The 16401-nt window shown below is 62.6% G+C and carries 4 protein-coding genes; all 4 read right to left on the bottom strand.

Features of this window, described 5'->3' with window-relative positions; genetic code table 11:
* Positions 1–16 precede the first annotated feature (16 nt).
* On the bottom strand, positions 17–1612 hold the full coding sequence (locus tag AB7M22_RS10160; RefSeq protein ID WP_454186159.1) for a ShlB/FhaC/HecB family hemolysin secretion/activation protein: 1596 nt from the start codon (positions 1610–1612) through the stop codon (positions 17–19).
* Between the two features lie 53 nt (positions 1613–1665).
* The gene (locus AB7M22_RS10155; RefSeq protein ID WP_007901236.1) at positions 1666–2277 is read right to left on the bottom strand and encodes a transposase; all 612 of its coding nucleotides are present in this window, start codon (positions 2275–2277) and stop codon (positions 1666–1668) included.
* Positions 2278–2663: 386 nt separating this feature from the next.
* A complete protein-coding gene (locus tag AB7M22_RS10150) occupies positions 2664–3023 on the bottom strand; it encodes a DUF6124 family protein (RefSeq protein WP_454186158.1) in 360 nt (119 codons plus the stop codon).
* A gap of 578 nt (positions 3024–3601) precedes the next feature.
* Positions 3602–16225 (bottom strand): filamentous haemagglutinin family protein, encoded by a 12624-nt coding sequence (locus AB7M22_RS10145; protein ID WP_454186157.1) that lies wholly within the window; start codon positions 16223–16225, stop codon positions 3602–3604.
* Between the last annotated feature and the right edge of the window lie 176 nt (positions 16226–16401).

The following is a 16401-nucleotide window of genomic DNA, read 5'->3' as shown; positions in this document are numbered from 1 at the left end:
AAATTACTCCGTAGGTTCAGAACGTCGCTTGCAGGTTGAAGTGCAGGCGCGATTCCTGTTTCGAGGTGTTCGGCCCTTCGAGCAGCGGGTAGCCCCAATCCACGCTGCCGGACAGCCATTTGCTCAAGCTCGCGCGGGTGCCCAGGCCGACACTGGCCAGGGCGTAATCGGCGTCCTGATCGGGGAGCTCGTCACGCAGGTACAACTGGGCGCCTTCGGCGAAGGCATAGAAGCGCCATTCCTGGACGTAAGTGCCCAGGTACTTGGCGAGGGACGGCGTGCGCAGCTCCTGGGACAACAGGTAGCCGTCGTCACCGGTGCGCTCGGCGGCCAGATAACCGCGCACCGAAGTCGCGCCGCCGGCGGAGAATTGCTCGTTGGAAACCAATGGCCCGGACGCCAACTGGAACGCGGCTTTGGTCGCGGTTTGCCAGTCGTTGCCGAAGGTGAAGGTGTAGTTGGTGTCGCCCTTGAGCACGGCAAAACTGGGGCTGGCGCGGTAGCGTTTGTAGTCGAAGTCTTCGTCGGAGCTGCCATAACCGAACAGGCTGCGAGTGCCAGCCACCAGGCTCAGGCCAAGGCCCAATTGGGAGTTTTCGGTGTAGCGAAAGCCGTTGTAGGCGAAGGTGAACGGTGCGTACTGCAGCGGCACCTTGTCGCTTTCACCGGCCAGGGTCAGGCGCTCGTCGAAGTCCTTGAAGTCGATGCCGGCCGAGAACGAGTTGGACCAGTTGCCGCTGGACGGCAGCGTGTAAATCGCCGAGATCCCGTAGGAGTGCCCCTTGCCCAATACGTTGCTGCCGCCGATGGTCGCGACGTTGCTGTCGGATTGATAACCGGACAGTTGCAGGCTCCAGCGCTCGCTCAACGGCGCGGTGTAGGAACCGGACCAGACCTTGGCGTTATCGGTGTCCTGGGGGGCGGTGAAATAAGTCAGCGAAATGCTGTGACCCAGTTGCCACAGGTTGTTGTAACCCAGGCTGGTGACGGCGCGCAGTTTCTCGGTGTCGGCGCTGTAATCGTTGTTCAGCCCGACGCTGGCCTGCCACGGGTTCTGGTCCTCGACCTGCAAGTCCACGTCCATGGTGCCGGGGCGCTGACCTTCACGCACCAGCGGCATCACCTGCCGGCCCGGGGTCTTGTTGAGTTGCGCCAGCTCGCCCTGGACCTTGCTGAAGTCCGGCACTTCGCCTTCCTTCAAGGCCGGCACGTCTTCGCGAATATCCACGGGCGAATAGTGTTTGGCACCGACCACCCGCACCCGGCCGACCTTGGTTTCGCTGACCTGCAAATAAACGATGCCGTCCTCGACCTTCTGCTCCGGCAACTCGACGAACACCGACTGATAACCACGGGCCTGATAAACCTTCTGCAAGGCTTCGCGGGCGCCTTCGATATCGTTCAGGGTCTTTTGCGGACCGAGAAACGGGTACACCGCTTCTTCGATCGCCCGGGCATCGAGCACGGTGTTACCGCGCACGAAGTATTCGTTCACATCGACCAACTTTGTCGGTGCAGCGGTTTCGGTATCTTCGGCGAATACCGGCTGCACACCGGCCGCCACCATCAGCCAGCCCCACAGCGCCAGCCGTGACTTGAAAAGATGCTCCACACCACCCCCTGAATTCGAAATGACCGTCGCTGTTTGCCCAGCGTTCGGCCCACTCAATTGCTTGTTGTCGACGTCGCTGCGTGTTTGCCCAGCCAGGTGTGCAGCAGCGCGAAATTCAAGGAGAACTCGGGCATTTGCAGCAAGGCACCGCAGAACACTTCGCCAATGATTTTCTGGATCAACTGCACCGCCCGCGGGTTGTTCAGCAGCGTGGCGATGTCGCGGCTCAATACGTTGAAGCTCCAGACCTTCTGGTTCAGGTCCAGGCCGACGAACCAGCGAAACAGCAGGTTGTAATTGAGCTGTTCGTAGAGTTGCTGCTCGCTGGGCACCGAATAGAGCAACTGCAGCAATAGGATGTGCATGACCGTTTGCGGGGCGATGAGCATGCCGGGCTCGGCGTTGAGGCCATGCAGGATGTCGCGGTGCTCTTCGAGCAGGTCATCGATTTGTGGACGCAGCAACACCAGTGAATGGCCCGGGGGGATGTAGCTGGACACTTCTTTCAAGGCGCCCTGCCAGTCATCCTGAGACACGATCCAGACCCACGGCGCGCCGTAGCGATAGACCGAAACCGGCTTCTTGCGCGCGGCTTCGACGATCTTCGACAGGCGTTGATCGAGTTCTTGCATGCCCACTTTCGAGTAGCGTTCCATAGTCCCCATTGCCTCACTCCCGGCTTCCCGCCCTCGGCTGGAAAAGTGGCCTCGCGGCCCCCTCAAGCGCGTTACATAGGCATGACCGGAATGGCCTGGTGCTACCGAACTTTTGTCACAAAAGCTTCATTACAGGGGTTTGGAGGTGGGGTGTTTTGAAGGTGGGAGACTGGTGGGCAGGATGTGGCGAGGAGTTGCGCATGAGTGATTCGAAGAAATGGAGCCGAACACGCTGTTGTGGCGAGGGGGCTTGCCCCCGTTGGGTTGCGAAGCGGCCCCAAAACCTGCAATCGCATGTTTTCAGGTACACCGCATACACAGGTTTTACGACGGCTTCGCCGCCGAACGGGGGCAAGCCCCCTCGCCACAGCAAGCCCCCTCGCCACAGGTCTTCGCTAGCCTCGCGGGTCGAGGTTATCCAGCACCCGGTTCACTGCCAGCTCCCCGAGCATGACCACGGATTGAATCCCCAACATCATGTTGCGATGTCGCATGTCCATCAATCCGGCGAACTCACTGAGCATCATGCTCGCTGACGCCAGGGATTCGCAGGCGTTGACCAGCAGGGTTTCGTTATCGACCTCGGCGCCGACATGGTAGATGGTGCTGGGCTTGCGCTTGGTGTCTTTGGGAATGTCCGGTTTGAGGTAGTAATCGAGGGCGCGGTCGGCGGCTTCGTTGAGTTTTTTCGAATCGAGGGATTCGTACGGGGATGCCGGATCGGTTTCCGGTGGGTTGGGCGTTGGTTTGAACATAGATGAAACTCCTAGTAGAGATAAAGGAGCCATTACCCTCGCTACCAAACGAGGGTGGCGGCCATACGCGGGTTGGTAGACCGGTACTAGGACCCGGCGCCCCCGAAGGAGCCCTGCGCATGGCCACCATAAAACCGAGGTCTGAAAAGACCTACAAACGGTGGCGCGATACGCCTAGTAGTAACCCGGGCTACCAAACCCGTTCGCTGTTTTTCAGCGACAGGCAAACGATAGAGCCCGGCCCCAAGGCGCACAAGCCGGCGGATTCTGGCGCAGTCGTAGGCAACGGCGCAAGGATGTGTAGCCTGAGTGAGTATCTGGAAGTGTCGTTTAAACAGTGCTTGTTTAGCGGTCTGACACCAAGCCTTGTGATGGCTGTATCGGCCCCATCGCGGGCAAGCCCGCTCCCACAGTGATCGGTGTCGTTCACAAATGCTTGGTCAATGCAGATACCTGTGGGAGCGGGCTTGCCCGCGATGGCGGTCGTGTAGACAACGGGGAATCCGGCTATGCCGCGCTTCACCCACACACCAGAAAAAAAGGCGACCCGAAGGTCGCCCAAATTTACAACGAGAGTCCTACAAGGTAAGGCTGCCCCGCTCCTCCTCCGTCAACCGCTGCCGCGCCGACTCATCCAGAGCACCCGCCCCCAACACCTGCACCGGGCTGTTCGGGTTGTACCCGGCCTCCGGCGCTCGGCTCGCGCCATCGCGGGTCGGCGCCAGTTGTTCGGAGCCAAAACTCAACACCTGCACGGTAAATACCGACGCCTGATTCTGCCGTGATGCTGCCTGTTGCTGACGCGCCACGTCCTCTGCCGCTTGGGTGGCCGACGACGCCGCGGAACTGGCCGAGGTGATCGCCCCGGTGTTCACCGAAGCAGTCATCGGCACCCCGGTCGACTTGCCCTGGGTCTGAATGTTCGCCGCGTTCACCACCGTCAATGCCGCGATGTTGACGTTGCCCGACACCCGAATCCCCGCCTCGCCGGCATCGATGGTGCCCAGTGGCGCGATCAGGTCGATGTCACCCGGCGCCACCTCGGGAATCGGGTTCAACGTCGCGATCCCCGCCCCGGTGCTCGGCACCGAGGGCGACAGGGTCACGTTGCCCCAGGTGTCGTACAGACGCTTGGGCGGCGTGTAGACCACGGTGGTTTTCGAACCGCGACCGGCGTTGATGTCGCCCTGGGCCGACCAGCCCATGATCGAGCCACCGAACGTGGTCATGATCCGGCTCTGGCCGAGCAGGATGCTGCCTTTGGCGTACAGCTCGATATCGCCCCGCCCTTGGGTAATAACGCCCGCTGTGGACGGCGGCGCAGTGCCTTCGATGCCGAAGACCTGGCCACCGCCCGGCGTCAGCATCTGGATGCCACCCCCAAAATCGGTGTGCACACCGGCGCCGCCGTACATCGTGATATCGCCCTTGTAAGTGATCGGATTCCCGGCCACGTCCTTCTCGGAAAACAACGCCGCAATCGCCTCGCGACCACGCACGTAGCTGCCCTTACGCAGGCCGCCCTCTTCGTTGTACTCGCGGCCACCGGCCTTGAGTTCGGCGAAGTACACCTCACGGGCGAACACCCGGCGCTGTTCGGCGGGCAAGGCGGCATAGAAGCTGCGCGCCTGCTGCGGGGTGCCCATGAAGCCATAACGAGCGGCCAGCCAGCTGACCAGTTCGGTTTCGTAAGTCTTGGCGACTTTGCCGTCCTGACTGGCCAGACCAAGACCGGTCTGGGCCAGGTTCGCGGACGACAGATAAGGAGTGATGAAGCGATCATAGCCAGGTCCGCCGGCACCAACCCCGGCTTGCATCACAATGCTCGCCCCGGCTCTGGAATCCCCCGGCACCACGGCACCGATGCTGGTGACGCTGACCTTGTCTTCCATCAGCAGATTGCGCCCGGCGCTGAGTTCCAGTGTGCCGGGACCGGCGACGTTGAAGTTGCCGTAGAGAATGTCGCGCCCGGCGGAGGCGATGGATATGTCATTCGGGTTGTTGTGGATGAACAGGTTGCCTGCGTGGGTATACGCCAAGGTTGTATCACCACCCACACCGCCACTGAGCCCGGTACCACTGCTGACGATGTCTCGCCCGGCCATCATCCAGACCGGCCCGCCGCCCTCGTACCAGGTTTGTCCAAAGCGAGAATCAGTGGTTGTGGTGAAGGTAATCGCCCGACCGCTGCTGACCGCCAGCAAATCGCCGTTCACGGCGTAAAAGCGCGCCGGGTTGGCATTAGCGTCCCCTTCGCCGGCCGCACTGTCTGCACCAAAGGCGAACAGTGGGAAGATGTTAGAGCCGGCCCCGTAACGATTGCCGGTTTCGGCCAGATTGCTGCTGACGATGGCTGGGGTGATGCCTGTGGTGACGGTTGCGACAAATGCCGGTCGTTGCGGGGTGGCCATCGCACTGCCGGAGGCACTCGATTGAGTGACGGTCAGATCACCGCCGTAGATGGAATCACCGGCCAGCAACTGCAATTCCCCGCTCGCCGACGGTGCGAGTACTAACGCAGGGCGGCGATTGCTCACACCACCACCGGTCCCCAGCTTGCTGGCTTCGCCATAGTAAAGACTGCCGCTGGCCGCAACCGCTCGCAGAATGGACGGGTAAACCACCGCCAGGTCCGTCTCCACACCTTGGGTGTAAGGCGTGAGATTACCGCCCGCCGAAAACAGATCGATGGCGGTACGCTCTGTCCACAACGTGAACCAACTGAGCCCCAGCCCCTGAACGCCAGCGCCAGAGGTAAACGCCGAACCGCTCATCAACGGCGCACGCCCCGGATCCGCGACATCCTGTACCACCAGATCTCCCAGCGTCGACAGCGCAAACGTGGCATCGCCGGGCATCAATGTCAGCCCGCCCGCCGCGAGACCACGGGTCGCACGGAACACATCATATGCTCGGGTCTCTCCAGGTGATTGGTCGTTGAGCGTACTGCCGTAATGAAGGTTGAGGCTGCCCATCGACGCGCTGTCGAGTTGAGCATGGCCGCGCAGGTCAATCACGGCACCATTAAGATGCCCGTCGACGATGGTGCTGGCCGGATTCACTGCGCCGCTGACGCGCAGGTCAAGATCGCCACCGCCGGTCAGTTGCACGCTGCCATCGGCGGCCACCCGGCCGGTGCCGCCCACCGCCAATACCAACCCTTGGCTACGCGGGTTGATATTGGAATTGAATGTGCTGCCGGTCAGGCTATTCAATATTCCGGCATCGCCCCTCACCTGCACATTCAGATCGCCACCGCCCAGCGTGCCGAAACCGGTGAAGCCGACCATCTGATCCGCAACGTCGGCGGTCATCGCGGCGGTGTAACTGCCGAAGTTGATCCACCAGGCAGTCGGTTGTGCCGCGCCACCGGTCGCCACCCCGCCATTGCCCTGACGCCAGAGCCAGTTGCCAACGTTGACCGAGTCATGACCCCAATCGGTCGGGTTAGGTCGGCCGAAGTTTGAGGTGACGGCTGTTGTCGCGTTGCCGGTCAGGTCGCCACCGACCTTGAGCGTCAGGTTGCCACCGCCATCCGGGTACCAGGCGCGATAGACGCTGTCAGTACCGCCATTGACCAGTTTTTCGTAACTGCCGTTCTCATCGTTGAGCACCGTGCCATTGGCGCCAAGGGCCTTGGGCTGGTTGTACGGGTCGCCTGGAAAGGTCGGGGTGACCGAGGTGCCGGCGGTGTAGACGCCGAACAACGAGTCCATCCGCAGGTTACCGCCGCTCAACAGTTCAAGATCGCCGGTGCCGGTACGGATTACGCTGAATCGGCTGCTGCCGGGCTTGAGTTCATAGTCGACTTTGCCGGACGCCATGCAATAAGTCGGCGTATCGGCACAAAAGACGGCGACATCACCGACGAGGCCAGGATCCACCGGGTCTCCCGCATTGACGATAATGCCAGCATCCGCAAGCTCCATCGCGGCCTGCGCGGTCCATACGAAGGCAGTCGCCGGAGCACAATAAGTCGGCGTATCGGTGCAGAAGGCCGCGACGTCACCCACAAGCGCGGGATCTACCGGGTCCCCGGCCTTGACGATAATGCCCGCATCCGCCAGTTCCATTGCGGCTTGGGCGGTCCACACAAACCCCGCCTTGGGCGGCAACGCCTGACCAAACATCCCGTAATGACTGTCGGCAAGCCGCAAATCGCCATGGGTCGGATTGGCCTGCACCACCCGGCTGTCCGCCGCCGTGGTGTCAGCCCCCGAGACCAGTCGCAACGACCAGGATTGCGAGCCGTCGGCCAGCATCGGCGCGATGGCCCAGATCCCTCCCTGCCGCCCCGCCACTTCTGGGCGCAACTGTACCGAGTCAATGCCGGCGGGCAGTTTCACATCGGTGCCGGACGGGATCAGCGAGCCTCGGGCCAGAACCAGGCTGCCATTGAGTTTCAGCGTATTGGCCTGCGCATTGCCAGCGCCCTCGACATTCGGCAGCGGCACGCCCTTGGGCCAGGTAAAGGTTCGCAGGGACGCAGCGCTGGTCAACAGACTCCCGGCATCGAGTTGCGAGCCGGCGGCCAGGGTCAGGTTCTGATTGAGTAACGTGCCTGCGGCAAACAGGACATTGCCAGAACCATCGCGTACGGCGGCAGCCAGCACGGTACCGGCCGGCAATTCCAACGGCTGATCGAGAATCACGGCCACCGGCAAACGAGTACCGGCCGCCAACGTCACGCCTTTGATCGGCGCGTCATAGTTCAGGGTTGTCCCGGCCGGGAACGCGGTGTCGTCGGCCAGGGTGACGCCCGCGCCCTGCACGACGATATCGCCACCGGTGAAATCGATGCCGGGCAGCAGCACCCAACCTTTGTCATCCTGTGTCGCGGGCGGCGGTGCAAAACCGTCGTTGATGCTGCCGTAGATGCTCAGGTCACCACCGGCGCGCAGGGTCAGGCTGCCGGACTCGCCGGAGCCGTAAATGGAGGTCAATTGCGTGTGCGGATTGACGCTGGCGTAGCGGTAACCCGACAGGTCCAGATCGCCCTGCACCACCAGATCGCCGTCGGCGGTAGCACTGACAATCTCGACGCCCGGTCGCAGATGGAAGGCGTCGGCATAACGGGCGTTATTCAGCCCCGCCAGTTTGCGCTGCATCAAGTCGTTGTTGGCCAGCGCGGCGTTGATGAACTGGGTGCTTTGCAGGTGCTTGCCGTCCAGATAAGCCTGATCGATCACTTGATACGGTCGGCCACTGGCCGCCGGGTCAGTGCCCAGCGGCGCATCGTCGTACTGCCAGGTCGCGTTCAGCGCGATGGAGCGGGCGCCCTGGATATCCAGATTGCCGCTGGCATCAATGGCGATGTCCCCGTAGACCGGATCGGCAGCACCGAGGCCCATGCGCCGCGCATTGAGTTCGAGGGTGCCGCGAGCACGGCCGTCGTTCTGCCCCGGCAGACTGCCGACCGCCACGTCCGTACCGTGACGCAGATCGATGCGCGCTCCGCTGGCCAGGGTCAATACGCCCTCGCGGGAAGTCAGGTCGACCATCGCGCGGTTCGGCGAGTCGATGATCTTGCCGTAGCTGTCCACCCGCAGGCGGCTACCGTGGGCATCGAGCACTGCGCCGCTGCCCAGGGTCAGGGCGTTTTTCGCTGACAGGCGAATGCTGCCGACCCGCTCGCCACTGGCGTCCACCGTGCCATTGACCCACAGGCTGCCGTTATCCAGCGACACAGTGATGTTAGAGGCTTTGAGGTCGTTACCGATTGCCAGGTCGCCCTGCTTGAGCTGGAAACTGCGCGAGCCGAACACTTCGCCCTGATTCAAACGCTGGTTGAGCGCGGCGAATTGTTCACTCAGGTTGCCGTTATCGCCCAGGCGTTGCGCCTGGATCTCGATCCCGCCGGCCTGATACGGCATGTAGGTGCCACCGGCGTCGTAATAACCGCTGCTGCTCCCCAGAACGCTGCCTTGCAGGTCGACCACTCCGGCCGTCGGGTCCAGCGCCACGGCACTGAGTTGGCCGGCGCGGTTGTTGCGGGCCGACAGATCAATCCGCGAACCGGCGGCCTGGCGTATGTTGCCGTTGCGGCTCAGCAGAATGACTTCACCGCCGCCGCTGTATTTCGTCAGGTCATTGAAGACAATGGCGCGTCCGGCCACATCGATCAGCGCGCCATCGGTCAATGTCAGGTCGTTAGTCGCGTTAAGGGTCAGCTTGCCGCTGGGCAACACGACCGCGCTGGCCAGGCTGATACGGCTGGCACTCAGCGACAGTTGCGCACCCAGGCCGACATCGCCAGCACCGGCATTGGCCGTGCCGCCCACATCAATGGCGCCGCCGGCAGTGATGCGATTGAGCGAACCGGCTTCACCGGTCATCAACGGCGTGACAATGTTCAGGTTGCCGCCGCTGTAACTGAAACCCTTTTGCGCGTCGAAGGCGCCCTGGGTCTGATAAACCGCGAGACTGCCTTTGTGATTGGCGGTGATGCGCTCGCTGGCGCTCAGGTTGACGTTGGCAAAGCCCAGCGCCAGACGATCAAGACTGTCGACCGAGTTGGGCTGGGCGAAATCGCCATAACCGAACTCGATGCGCTCGGCCTGAATGTCCAGGCGTCCGCTGCCGGTGCCGGCACCGCCGGCGATCACCGTGCCGGGTACGCCCTTGGCGCCGTTCCAGATCAGGTTGGAGGTGCGAATCGTCGCCACATCATTCGCGCCGCCAGCGCCATACATCGCGGGAGTGGTAAGCATCAGGTTGCTCAGCCGCGAGCGACCGGTCTGGGCATCGTAGGTGTCGAGGCTGGCGCTGCCGTAGAAATTCAGCGCTTCGCGAGCCGACAGTTCCAGCGTCTCCAGTGCCGGAGCGCCATACTCGGTGTCGCCCCGTAATAAGCGTTCAAGCACTGGCTGGCTCAAACTCAAACCGGCGGGCAATACGTTGCGCGTCGCGGCATCGGTCAATGCCTGGCTGCTGCCGACGTTGATGTTGCCCACGGCAAGGGTCAGGTGGCGGGTGCCGTAGCGCACCTGATCGCCCAGTTCCAGGGTTGTGCCAGTGGCCGCGACGAGGCTGCCTTCGGAGTAAAGTCGTGTCTGCCCGGCGCAGAGGCTGTCGCAACCGCCCACGCTGATCGAACCGCTGATGGTATTGGGCGCTAACTGCACGTTGAGCAGGCCATTGGAGGCCGCGAGCAGGTTGGTCGCCTGATAAATGAAGCCGTCCCGGGCATCAAACGACGCCGCGCCACGGCCAATGGTATTGATCATCGCCCCCTGCTCTACCACCAGGTTACCGTTGCCGGTCACCAGGAAGACCTCCGGGGCAGAGAGGGTCGCACCCTGACGCAGGGCGATGTTGGAACTGGCACCGATGCCGGTGAAGTTGATGTAGTTGCCGCCCTGGCCATACACCACGTAAGGCAGTCGACCGACCATCAACCGCGTTGCCTGCAAGGCATTCAGGCTGTCGGCATCCAGCGTGATGCCGGAGAAGGCCGGGGTAGCCGGTTGGCCCGCGCCGACGATTTCCAGGTCGACATTGGAGATGGCCGACAAGGCCACGACAGTGCCGCCATACCCACCCGGTGCGGCGTCGAATTTGCCGGTGCCGTTGAACGAAAACGCCTCTTCTTTGGCACCCTTGAGCAGCGCCAGCTTGAGCGTTTTCGCGTCCATGGGCAGCATCGCTCGCGGAACGCCCAACCGCGCGGCATCGGCCACCGCGAACTGGGCGTAACTGGTTTCGTTGTATTGCGAGTAACGGCGCAACACGTCACCCGAGGTGAGGATCAACTGACTGGCAATGCTGTCACGCAGCCCGGTATTGGCCACCGAGAGCGTACCGGCGGTGGTCCACGAACCATTACGCATCCGTTGCGCGCCAGCCACGCTGCCCAATCCCGCCAGGCCGTTGACCTCGACCCGGAATGCCCCCGGCAACAAGGCATAGGTGGAAGGCATCAACCTGTAGGTGCCCGCTGCCAGCCCTGGCACTCCTGCACCAATGGTGACTTGTCGCCCAATCACCGGGTCGACTGCACCGCCTTCGGCGGCCACTGGTGCATAGGCACTCTGATTGCCCGGCACGATGGCGTACACCGGGTTAGTGGCAAGGCCCGGCAAAGTAAAGCCACCGTTGGCGCCGATTTGCACCAACGGGTTGTAACGGGCGTCGGTCGAACCGCCACGGCCAGAGATAAACCCGGCTCCCAACAAATCACCGCCACCGGACAGGTCCAGAACCGCCCCTTCCTGAGCCGTGATCGACTGCCCGCCCAAAATCACCCCGACCGTCAGATCACCGTTCTCGTTGAGCACGGATCCTTGGCCGACCAGTGCCACATTTTTGCCCCCATAGCTGTAGGCCTGACCATCGACGGTGCCGCCATAGGGCAACGTCAATCCCTTACCGCTGACGGAGGTCAAGCTGCCGGGGAGCAGCTCGACTTTCGTCGTTTTACCTGGCGTTTCGGTCACGGTTCCGATCTCGAGAAGCCCCAACGGCGCCCGAACGACACCACCTTGCTCGATTCTCCCACTACCCAATTGCAATCGACCAAATACCGAATACGGTACATCTGGAATCACGTCACCCACACGGCCGACGACCAATACTCGCGCAGGGTCATAGAACATCGACCCCACGACTGACCCCATGCTCAAACCCGCCAACGCCCGCGCACCAACTCCGCTGGCCGGGTACAACTGCGCGGCACGCAAGGTCATATCGCCTGGGGTCACCACTTGCGTGGTAAAGCCGACTGGCATCCCCTGCCCCCCGGTACCGGCCAGGAAACGCAGATCACCGCGACTGGTCAACTCGACCCGGTCGAAACCCTCGCGTTCGACAATGACGGTCGAGTTGTCGGCGCGTCTGAACGTGCCTTTGCTGCTGAAAGTCACGTTGCCTTGAACGTCGAGCAGATCGGAATTGACCGAAAACAGCGCCTGATTAGTCGCCGTAAACACATCGGCGTTGAGCACCGGTCGGTTGTAGCCGTCCTTGCTCGCAACCTCCGTGATACCCGCCAACAGCACATGCGGCGCGTTCAGCTCAACCCGCGAATTGGCGGCGGCGCCCTTGGCCAGGCCCATGCTCCGCGCATACAGACTCAAGCTTTGGCCGGTGGTCAGTGACACATCGCCGGCCACGCTCAACAAGCCGTTGCTGAGCAGCGCCACGCTGTCGAAACCGCCGGCCTGGACCTGATCGACGCCCAGTTGGCCGCGACCGTAAACCAGCGAACCGGCATTCTCTTCAGGTGAGCCATTCAAGGCGCCAGGTAAATGCGTCTGGCTGAGGATCAACTCACGGACCTGCAACACTCGATCCGTGACGGTGGCGTTCGGGTAGTAAGGTGTTTCGAGCGCCACCGACAATCTGCCGCCCGCCGCTCCCACACCGCCCGCCTTGGCGTTGAAACTACCATCCAGGTACAAGCCATTGTTGGAGCCTAGCGAAATGCTCCCACCATTGCTCGCCACCCAGGTTTTGCCCTGACCGGCGATGTCCAGCAATGCCTGAGTGCCCGAGGCTTCCAGGCGCGAACCTTCGCGCAGTACCACGAACAGATCGGACGCCGTGGCTATCCCTGTTTTACTGTCGATCTGGCCTCCGATCACGATCTGGCCGCCATTGCGCACCTGTCCATAGGTCCTGCCACGGGCATCAACCGCTGTCGCCGCCCGCGACGCGACATCAATCAATGCCTGTTCACCAAGCCAGATGGTACGGCCATGGCCGATGGCGTTCACCGCTTCGGACACCGGCGCCGCGACATTCAGCGCGCCCAGCGTGACCTGCCCACCCCAGGCATTCAGGGTGCCGTTGGCGGTCAGTTGGCCGATGCTGCGCAGGTTGATTGACTGGCCAGGCTCAACGCTGATCACCGAGCCTTGACCAACGGTCAACGCAGTAGTGGCCATGTCGGCAGGTGTGGATTGTGCGGTGCCGGCATTCAAGCTCAGGCTGGCGCCTTTACGCTGGGTCAGCACGCCTTTGAGCGGATTTTCCTGATACAGGGTCGGCAGCCAACGCTCCAGCGCCGTCGCCGGTTCCGCGCCGGTTTCCGTGCGCGCGGCATCTTCGCCAAAGCGATAAGCCGGCGCGATCACCTCGACCTGAGCGCCATCCGCGACGATCAAACCTTCATTGCCAGTGATGTCGTAGGCTGAAAAGCCTTTGTTGAAAAAGTCTGCGGCCAACTGCAGCGTGTCACTCGCAGCGGTAGCGTCCGCCTCGCCGATCTGCGCCTTATGGGACTGGATTTTCAAGGTGCCGCCCCCCGTCACACCTTCACCGCGCAACCCGGCCCCCAGGGTCAACGAAGCCGATCCTGACGGGCTGCCGTCACCCGCCGCCAGGGTCAGATCACCGCCCTTGCCGCCGCGGGTCTTGCCGTCGGACATGACCGCGCCGCCAGAGGACACATCGATCAGGCTGCCCGCCTGCAAGTCGATATCGCCGCTGCTGCGCAACGACACCGTGCCGCCATTGAGGTACGGCAAACGCGTGCTGTCGCTGGCATCAAGCAGCAGGTTGCTCCACAGACCGGCGGTGTTCAGTCGCACGCCATCGGCCACCGTTACCTGGGCCTTGAAATCACGGGTGGGTGCCAGGATCACATCGCCGACCACGAAGTTGCTGTCGACATTGACCTGTTTGAGCACGTTGCCCAGACGAATGCTGCCACCGCGAGCGGTGAGGTCAGCGTTGGCGCTGACTTGCGGGGCATACAGGGTGATTTCGCCGCCGTCAGCCACGGTCAGGGGGGCATCGACCTGAACCTGTTGCCGGGCCGCGACTTTCACCGCGCCGAGCTGGAAACCATTGAGCTGATCGCTGTCCAGTCGCAGTGTGCCCTGCCGATCACTGGCCACCGCCGAGGTCAGGTCAAGGCCGGCGGCGATCTTCTGCTCGACATCGCCAATGAGCACCTGATTCAGGGTCGGGCTCAAACCACTGTTGAGCGAACCCGTGGTGGTGTCGTAAATCGGCGTGTAGTTACCCACCAACAACTGTGCCCGTCGAGCCACGGCGGTTTGCGATTGCCGGTATCCGTCGAGGCCGGGATTCGGTGCTTGCGTCTGGCGCTCGCCCTTGAACACTTCACCGACGATCTGCCCCTCGAGCACCGCACTGGTGGTGGCGATCACCAGTTTGCCGGCGTCGCGGCCCACGGTGTAACCGTCCTCGTAGCGTTGCTTGGGCGCGATCAGCGGGCTGTAGTAATAGTCGGTCTGGCCCCAGCGCTCGCTGTGATCTTCGTAGCCTTTGTAAAGCCCGGAATAGAGAATGTCCCCTGGTGCGCGCGACAACTCATACAAACGGCCATTCGGCCCCTTGAGCCAGGATTGCTGGACGTAACCGCTCTGCACATCCAGCGTGCCACCCGACAAGTTGAGCTGCGCGTTCTGCTGCGTCACCACGTCATTGCCGGTGAAGGTCAACGTGCCGCCCTGGGCCATCCATTCGCCGACGCTGTGATTTTGCGTGCCGAGGTAACCACCCACTTCCAGCAAACCACCGGCGGTGTACCAACGATCAGTGGCGTAGCCATTGGTGCCGGCGGCTACCTGCACCAGCTCACGCAAATCGACCCATACGTCACTGTTGCTCAGTTTGCCGCCATCGCGGTTGACCGAGGCGTCGCGCTGCTCGTTGCCCTGGACGTTGATCTTGATGCTGTTGGATTCCATCGCCACCTTGACGCCAATGGCGCCGGACACGTCGATCACCGCGCCCTCTTGCACCAGGCTGCGACGGCCGGCACTGACCGCGACCTGGCCGCCGGTTGCCAAGGTGATCGAACCGTTCTGGAAGTCGACGCTACCGCCGCTGACGATCTCGACCCGCGACTGATCGGTGCGGTCGGCGACAGCGCTGAGGTTATTGAAGCGCCCGGTGTTCAGCGTGTTCGATAAACCGTCGAGCCCCGCCAGCGCCGCATTGCGCTGGCTGTCCAGGGCCGAGCCGCTGGCGGCATCGAGCAGGATCGCCGCGATGCTGCCCTGGCCGAGCGTCACGCTGCCGGTGCTGTCGGTGGCCGAGTTAAGCAGATGCACGGTGCCACGAATATCGACCGAGGTGCTGGCCACCGCCACGGCGTTTTGCTGCACTTGATGCCCGGTCAGGGTGATGTCGCCGGTGGACGCCTGAATCAGGCCGTTGTTGATCACCGTACCGGCGCTGCTGCCAGTTTTGAGCGCCGTGGCCACTTCGTTGCCACGGGTGGTAGAGCGTTGGTTGCCGCTGGTGCCGACACCACGGCGGATGTAAAAGCTGTCGCCGGCCGCCAGCGTGGCCTGACCTTTGGCAGTGACGATCGAACCGGCGTTCTCCACCTCGGTGCCGAGCAGCAAGGTGTAACCGCCCGCATCGGTGGACGATGCCGCCTTGCGGGTTTCGATCAAGGCACCACGCTCCACCAGCACTTTGCCGGCGGCATCAGCGAAGGTCGGCTGACTGCCGGTGGCATCGACATACAAGCCGCGCTGGGTGAACTGTTCGTCGGTGATCGTTGCGGCGGCGGCCACCAGGTTGCGCACGTTGACCTGGCTGGTGCCGCTGAACACGATGCCATTGCGGTTGATCAGCATCACCGTGCCGTCGCCCTTGATCTGCCCCTGGATCTGACTCGGGCGCGCACTCGGATCGTTGATGCGGTTAAGCACCGCCCAGTTCGATTGCTGCTTGAAATCCACGGTGGTGTTGCGCCCGACATTGAAGGTTTCCCAGTTGAGAATCGCCTTGTCGGCGGTCTGCTGAATCTTCACCGTGGTCTTGCCATCGACCTGGCTTTGCTCCGGCGCCTGGGCATTGGCCCAGCCCTGGGTCAGGCTGTTGTCGACTTTCAAACCGCCCTCGCCCAGCCCGTCAGGCACCGTCTGCACCCGGCCGAACGCTGCCTGACGCCCCGCCGCTTGCGCGGCTTGCTGCGCGGCAATCGCGGCCACGGTGTTGTTGAGGTTGGTCAGTGAACGCTGCAACTGTTGATTGGCCTTTTGTTGCTGCGCCAGTGGTGGCGGCATCCCCGGCACCGCCGCTCCTGGCAGTGCCGCGCCAGCAGACTGCGCCGCGCCCTTGGCGGCGAACCAGCTGGAACTGAATGCCGTGGCCGCGTGGGCATTGCCGGCAACCATCAACAACGCAATGGCCTGGGCCAACGGCTTGAGCCGCAGTATCGACAGCTCGCCATCACGACGCGGGGCATTCGGTTTTGCCAGAGGTTTGCAGCGCAGCATCACTACTCATCCTTTCGATTTGCAGAAGGTCTGCAACGCCGTGCCATCAAGCGGCCAGCGTTGCTTATAGGGGATAGGCGGTTTCGCGAAGACGCGACCGAACTTCTGTCATGCAATATTCATCTGGCTGTTTTGCGCAGGTCACACGCAAAAAATCAGCAACGGCTTGCGCCGTT

Source organism: Pseudomonas sp. ADAK2 TE3594, from assembly GCF_053628675.1.
Note: the sequence above shows the minus strand (reverse complement) of the source record. Positions and strands in the feature narration are given on the sequence as shown.

Coding starts and splice junctions, on each gene's coding strand:
- AB7M22_RS10145 (WP_454186157.1), bottom strand. CDS start 16,225: ATGCTGCGCTGCAAACCTCTGGCAAAACCGAATGCCCCGCGTCGTGAT.
- AB7M22_RS10155 (WP_007901236.1), bottom strand. CDS start 2,277: ATGGGGACTATGGAACGCTACTCGAAAGTGGGCATGCAAGAACTCGAT.
- AB7M22_RS10150 (WP_454186158.1), bottom strand. CDS start 3,023: ATGTTCAAACCAACGCCCAACCCACCGGAAACCGATCCGGCATCCCCG.